The sequence below is a fragment of the Streptococcus lactarius genome (assembly GCF_016642265.1).
Classification (GTDB): domain Bacteria; phylum Bacillota; class Bacilli; order Lactobacillales; family Streptococcaceae; genus Streptococcus; species Streptococcus lactarius.
Map to the genome: position 1 here is coordinate 82,620 of NZ_MRXX01000002.1, position 6,052 is coordinate 88,671.

6 protein-coding genes and 1 pseudogene are annotated in these 6,052 nt (G+C 32.2%); 2 read left to right on the forward strand and 5 right to left on the reverse strand.

What is annotated here, in order from left to right; translation table 11 throughout:
• Positions 1-71: 71 nt before the first annotated feature.
• Complete coding sequence (locus tag BTU61_RS02090) at positions 72-1,850, reverse strand: ABC transporter ATP-binding protein (protein ID WP_200772145.1); 1,779 nt, start codon at positions 1,848-1,850, stop codon at positions 72-74.
• 106 nt (positions 1,851-1,956) lie between these two features.
• Complete coding sequence (locus BTU61_RS02095; protein ID WP_200772146.1) at positions 1,957-2,187, reverse strand: hypothetical protein; 231 nt, start codon at positions 2,185-2,187, stop codon at positions 1,957-1,959.
• A gap of 201 nt (positions 2,188-2,388) precedes the next feature.
• Here BTU61_RS02095 and BTU61_RS02100 point away from each other — a divergent pair, with 201 nt between their 5' ends.
• Complete coding sequence (locus BTU61_RS02100) at positions 2,389-3,237, forward strand: helix-turn-helix domain-containing protein (RefSeq protein ID WP_200772147.1); 849 nt, start codon at positions 2,389-2,391, stop codon at positions 3,235-3,237.
• A gap of 420 nt (positions 3,238-3,657) precedes the next feature.
• Here the strand turns inward: BTU61_RS02100 and BTU61_RS02105 are convergent, their stop codons facing one another.
• Positions 3,658-4,020, reverse strand: a complete 363-nt coding sequence (locus BTU61_RS02105) for a MerR family transcriptional regulator (RefSeq protein WP_002888280.1) — start codon at positions 4,018-4,020, stop codon at positions 3,658-3,660.
• 281 nt (positions 4,021-4,301) lie between these two features.
• Between BTU61_RS02105 and BTU61_RS02110 the strand changes: the two genes are divergently transcribed.
• Positions 4,302-5,057, forward strand: a complete 756-nt coding sequence (locus BTU61_RS02110) for an SDR family NAD(P)-dependent oxidoreductase (RefSeq protein WP_021151586.1) — start codon at positions 4,302-4,304, stop codon at positions 5,055-5,057.
• A 192-nt stretch (positions 5,058-5,249) separates the two neighbouring features.
• On the opposite strand, the pseudogene BTU61_RS10330 reads toward BTU61_RS02110, so the two are convergent.
• Together BTU61_RS10330 and BTU61_RS02120 are read right to left on the reverse strand one after the other, a co-directional pair.
• Positions 5,250-5,530, reverse strand: a pseudogene (locus BTU61_RS10330) (hypothetical protein).
• Complete coding sequence (locus tag BTU61_RS02120; RefSeq protein WP_014713950.1) at positions 5,523-5,711, reverse strand: hypothetical protein; 189 nt, start codon at positions 5,709-5,711, stop codon at positions 5,523-5,525. Before BTU61_RS02120 ends, BTU61_RS10330 begins: the two are co-directional and overlap by 8 nt.
• Between the last annotated feature and the right edge of the window lie 341 nt (positions 5,712-6,052).

Below are 6,052 nucleotides of genomic sequence, written 5' to 3' on the forward strand. Positions count from 1 at the left end.
AACTGTTTCTTTTCCGGTTGTTTTTGCTTGTTTTCATAAGAATACGCTCTTATACCGATAGCAATTGAAAGTTAGTTCAATTCTTTGTAATATAAAGAAGATTGCATGGTATAAAGCTCTTCATAGTATTTGTTGGTTCTCATTAAAGCATCATGTTTATCAAATCCTTCAATCCTTCCATTTCTTAATAACAAAATTTTATCTGCTTGTCGGACGCTTGATAATCGATGTGTAATGAAAAATACGGTTTTTCCTTCCGTTAATTTTAAGAATTTCTCAAATAATTCATATTCGGTTCGAGCATCGAGTGCAGCTGTAGGCTCATCTAGAATCAGTATAGGTGAATGAGAGAAGAAAGCTCTTGCTAGCGCAACTTTTTGCCATTGACCTCCTGAAAGGTCACGACTATGATCAAATTTTTTTCCAAGAATAGTATTTAGGTCTGATAGACTACTTTCAAACCCACTGTCCTCTAACGCCTTTAGGATTTGATCATCTGCATTGATCTCCTGTATATTCGAAATGCCCACGTTTTCTCTAAGGGTAAGATCAAATTTAGAAAAGTCCTGAAAAATAGCGGAGACATTTTCCCTAAATTTCTCTGGATCAAAGTTGCTAATTGATACGTTATTGATCAATAATTCACCCTCTTCGATATTATAAAATCGGGTAAGTAACTTAATCAATGTGGTTTTTCCTGCGCCGTTTTCTCCAACAATAGCAATCTTTTCTCCCTTATTGACGCTGAAGCTGATATGTTTTAAGGCATAGTTTTCACTAGTTGGATACTTAAATGATACGTCTACGAAATCTATTTTTTCAATGCTTGATGGTACAGCAACTGTAGCACTCTTAGAGTCTGATGGCAGTGCAATAAACTTGAAAAATTTTTCCATATAAAGCAAGGTGTCGTACAGCAAACTAGAATCTTCAATCAATCTTGACATACTATTAATGGCATACACAATACTTGAAGAAAAAAGCATTATGGCTCCAATTCCCAATTGTCCTACTTTGATAGAATAGATGATATAGATAAAACTTCCTACACTCAATAGAGCGGTCAAAATCAAAAAAATGACAGAACTGTTAAATTTTTTTAACCTTGTCTTTTGAATATTTCTTTTTATACTGGAGAAAGATTGAGTATACTTCTTCATAAAGAAGTTGTAGAGGTTGTATAGTCTCACATCTTTGATCGCCTCTGACGATAGTAAAACCTGACTATAATATTCTAGTTTTCTTGATTCTTCACTGTTGGAAACAAGGACTTCAAAAGCTTGCTGTTGAAGGGAATAAGAAATCATCCCTTGTGGAACTAAAACCAGCAGCATGAGTAAGGCAATGACTGGATGAAATGATGCAAATATAACCAGCATTGAAATAAACAGTATTGCATTTGAAATAATACTAGTCCCAAAGACCAATAAATTCACAGGTCTCCAACTTGCTTCTGAACTTAATAATTGAATATCATTATAAAAATTATTGTCTTCAAAATAGTCAATCGTCTGAATTTCCTCAGACTTTTTCATAATATCACAGTTCAATGTATAGGTAAGATCATCTGTCAACTTGCCTTGAATCATTGTTGTTAACGGCGTAAATATATTATTTAAAAGGAAAGCAACACCCCATACTCCCAGCAATAAGAATAATAATTGTTGTGACAGGTTGTTCATTCTATTAATGAGTATATTCGCAATATACAATGATAACGAAGGCAATAATGCCTGGATCGGTATCGTGATAATCAAAACTAAAATATTGAATGGCGACGTTTTCCACAGATAGAGGATACTTTTAACATACAATACAAGGTAAGTTTTATATTCGCTAACGTTAACCATTTGTCCCCCCTCACTAATAAAACTACAAGCTCAAAGAAAATAGAGCTTAAATGAACTTTGACAAAAATAGGTCATTTCTCGAAGTGCTTTAGTATGCTATGTCTTACTAAGGATGATGATCTTTTTCAGGATTGCTCATAATATGTGTAAATATTTCTTTATATTTATATTTCAAATATTTTTCGTGTAGAATGAATAAAGCTACGTAAACAATCATAAAAACAATAGATAAATACAGCGTATCAAATGTGCTATGTCCAAAATAAGTTGCGGATTCATAAGATCCAATAGCTCCTAGGACCAACCAAGGAATATACTTGTAATACTTAGTTACCATAACACAGGTCTCCTTTCAATGAATGGAATCCCCGCCATCTCCAACTATCTAACAAATTGAAGAGTGGGAGCGATTATAATAAAAAATTAATAGTGGTTTTTTCACGTTTTCTACGTCTTTCTTTAATATATATGATATACTAAACCTATATCGAAATGTAAAAATGTCACATATATACACATAATTAGAGGTGGAGCTGTTATGCGTTGGGATTATGGTACGATCTATAAAAAAATACGAAAATCAAAACATATTAGTCAAGAGGAAGTTTGCCAGGATTACACTTCAAGAGCGCACTTGTCTCGTATTGAATCGAACCAAGTGGTGCCGAGTTTTGAGTTGATGGAGCATCTTCTAAAGCAAGTTGGCCTAGATTTCGAAGAATTTCGATATATATGCCATTCTTATCACCACTCCGATAGAGAAGAAATTATCTTATTAGCAGAAGGTAACAATACCTACCAATCAAATGATAAATTATTGGAACTGAAGAATAAGAGTGTAGCTTATTTAAAAAAACATCCTAATGATATTCCTGTGTTAAATATACTAAAGAGAGTAGAGGTCATTCTTTGTTTAAGAGAATCTGGTCCAGATGAGAAGGTAAGAACGATGGCCACGGAAGCTTGGAACGAAATTAAAAATCAGGATGTCTGGTACCATAGTGACCTAAAATTAATTGTTGTTATTTTATTTACACTTCCATTAGAAACAGTGATTTCTGTCTGTGATGAAGTGATAGATAGGTTGAATGATTACTCTGATTATACAGAGATTCTTCCCACCAAGTATAAATTACTCTCTAATTTAGCTAGCATTTTTCTTTGGAATGGTTTGATAGAGAAGTGTACCAGTATCAGTTATTTATTGTTAGATACGGCCAAAAAAAGTAAGCGATATGATTTTCTAGGAAATGCTAAAGTGACACTTGGAATTTGTTTAAGTGATAAAAAGTTGGTCGATGAAGGCTTGCAGCTACTCGAATTAACGGATGAACAAACACTATTGGAAGCATGTCAATCAGATGTGAATCGCTTTTTCAAGAAATGAGTTGCTAATTAAGAATCATAGAAAAAGACTAAGAATGTAGACAAACTATTTTCAAGTAAAATAAGTTAAGCAATTCTGCAAAGAAATATAAATGTGCTTCAATTTTTAGAATGAATCAAGAAAAAAATGAAACTTTCCGCTGTGAGAAAAGTGCCTGAAACAATACAGTTTCAGGTACTCGGAATTATTGAGACCCTAGGCTCAATAATTAGTCATGGAACTTCTACGAAGTTCGCCGACGTCCGTACTCACCTAAGGAAAGTTTTTAATTTAACTTTGTCTTCAATCTGATAAGTATGAATAATTCTATTTTTGCTGATTTGTATTAATTTTTAGGAAAATAAGAGTAAATAGCATAATAAAAAGGGATTGAAATTTTATTTTCAATCCCTTTTTTGGATAAAGAAAATAATAATGGTGCTAATTAGGATTAATACCTAAATAAGTTTTAATTTTCTTTTCAAGAAAATCAATATGTTGGTTAATTTCAGTTTGTTGCTTATGAAGTTCATCAAGTTGAAAAAATAGTAGTCTAAGTCGTTGAGGAATTGTGGAGTCTCCTTTATATCTTAGGTCAGCGTATTCTTGCATATTTTTAATAGACATTCCCGTCTTTTTTAATCTAATAATGAATTGAGTCCACGCTATATCAGAGTCATCATAGTATCTACGATTATTTTCTTCTCTGTGTGAGTAAATCAATTTTTCTTGCTCATAGTATCGAAGTGTGGAAATAGAAAGTCCAGTTTTTTTAGCAAATTCTCCAATAGAATAGTGAGCCATAATATTTCCCCCCCTTTTTTTATTATTTTAGCATAATTTTTAAAAAATCAAAAAATTTCCAGTTTTCTCTTGACATAAAGTGCGCTTTACTATGTAAAATACATAGCATCAAAGGAATTTGATATAAAGCTAGGAGAGGAGGTAATACCATATAGACGAAAAATTGGTTTGAAGAAATAGAGAGCTCCAAAGGGGCTTAGTGATAAGGCTGTCAAGGACCTTGATGGGAGCAGTGACTCTTATAAAAAATGCAAATAGCAATCTGTAAAGGAGAAAATAGTATGGAACAAACGAAGAATTATACTTGTATTACTGGAGCCAGTGCTGGTATAGGAGCGGAGACAGCAAGACAATTTGCAAAATTAGGAACGAATCTTATTTTAATTGCTCGGCGTCAAGAACGACTAGAAAAATTGAAGCAAGAGATTTTGAACCATTATCCGGATTTAGATGTTGTTATTAAAGTTGTTGATTTATCGAAGTCCAGTAATGTTTTTGCTCTTTATGAAAGCTTGAAAAAATATCACATTACTACTCTAATAAATAATGCTGGTTTTGGAAATTATGATAAGGTTGAATCTCAAGATTTAGAAAAGATAATAACATTAATCCATCTAAACATTGAAGCTTTAACAATTCTATCAACTCTATATGTGAGAGATTATAAAGATTGTAAAGGCGCTCAATTGATTAACTTATCATCTAGAGGCGGATACATGATGGTTCCAAATGCAGTTACATACTGTGCAAGTAAATTTTATGTCAGTGCTTTTACAGAAGGCTTGGCATTGGAACTAGAGGCAAATCAACATCAATTAAAAGCTAAGGTTTTAGCTCCAGCTGCCACAAAAACGGAATTCGGTCAAGTTGCTACAGATTCGAAAGAATACAATTATGATGAGCATTTTGCTAAATATCACACAAGTGAAGAGATGGCACAATTTTTGATGGAATTATATCAAAGTGACAAAGTTGTTGGTTTAGTTGATGTTACAAATTTTGAATTTCATCTTAGCGGACCACTACTTAAACATTAATTATTTTAATAAATAGAGATAATATATATTGAATAATAATAGTTGCAGCTATTTTATGACAAGAAAAAAGCTTCTGAAATGTTAGATTTCAGAAGCTTTTTGTCTATCTATTATGATTTAAACCTTGGTAAGTTATAATTTTCTGTGATATTTAGGATATTTAAAAATATAGAAGTATTTTTGTAGACTAATTTACAATTTTTTCAGTATTTTACCAAGTAGTTCTTCTAACTTTCTTAAATCTCCATAGACAGTTCCGTCCATATAAAGGTTGTAAATTTCATCATCTTGTTCCACTCGTATTTGTGCAGAATACCCTTTTGATAGTGCTAAGGAACGAATAAGTGTTCATTCCGGTAGGTTTCTTCAATATTTGTAATATTTTGTTTGTTGATTAAGACGGTGGAATTTGGATAGGTATATTGGTGATTGGGGTCAATGTACTTATAGACCTTGTATTGATTTTTAACCAATATTCAATTCCTTTCGTCTGTTGATAACATAAGTTTTTAAATCAATCACATCTTGAACAGTAGGTTCATAATTTTCAATCATTGATGACCCAATAGCATACCAGACAGTATCAAAATCCGAAAAGTTATCAAAGGGAATCCCTAAAATTGTTAATTCTTCTTTATTTACATCAAGAGTCATGGCACACCTCCTTATATAGAGTTATCCTTATTATACCATAAAATCGGTATTTTCACCTAAAGGATAGAGACCAAAAGATATATGTAAGCGTATAGATTAATACTTACAGAACTAAAAATATTCCCCTGTTTTTAGTCCAACTGAATCCCATACTTTCCAAACCAGGTCTTAAGAAAAAAGGTAGTGAAAAAGGTAGAGTTTGAATTGAAATACAGTGCAATAGTTCGCATTTGGCAAAAATAAAAAACGCTTAAAATGTACTGACCCCAAAAAGTTAGACAAATAATTTAAGTGAAGGATTTAGTTCTGTATTGCACAGGACTAAGTCCTTTTCTACCATT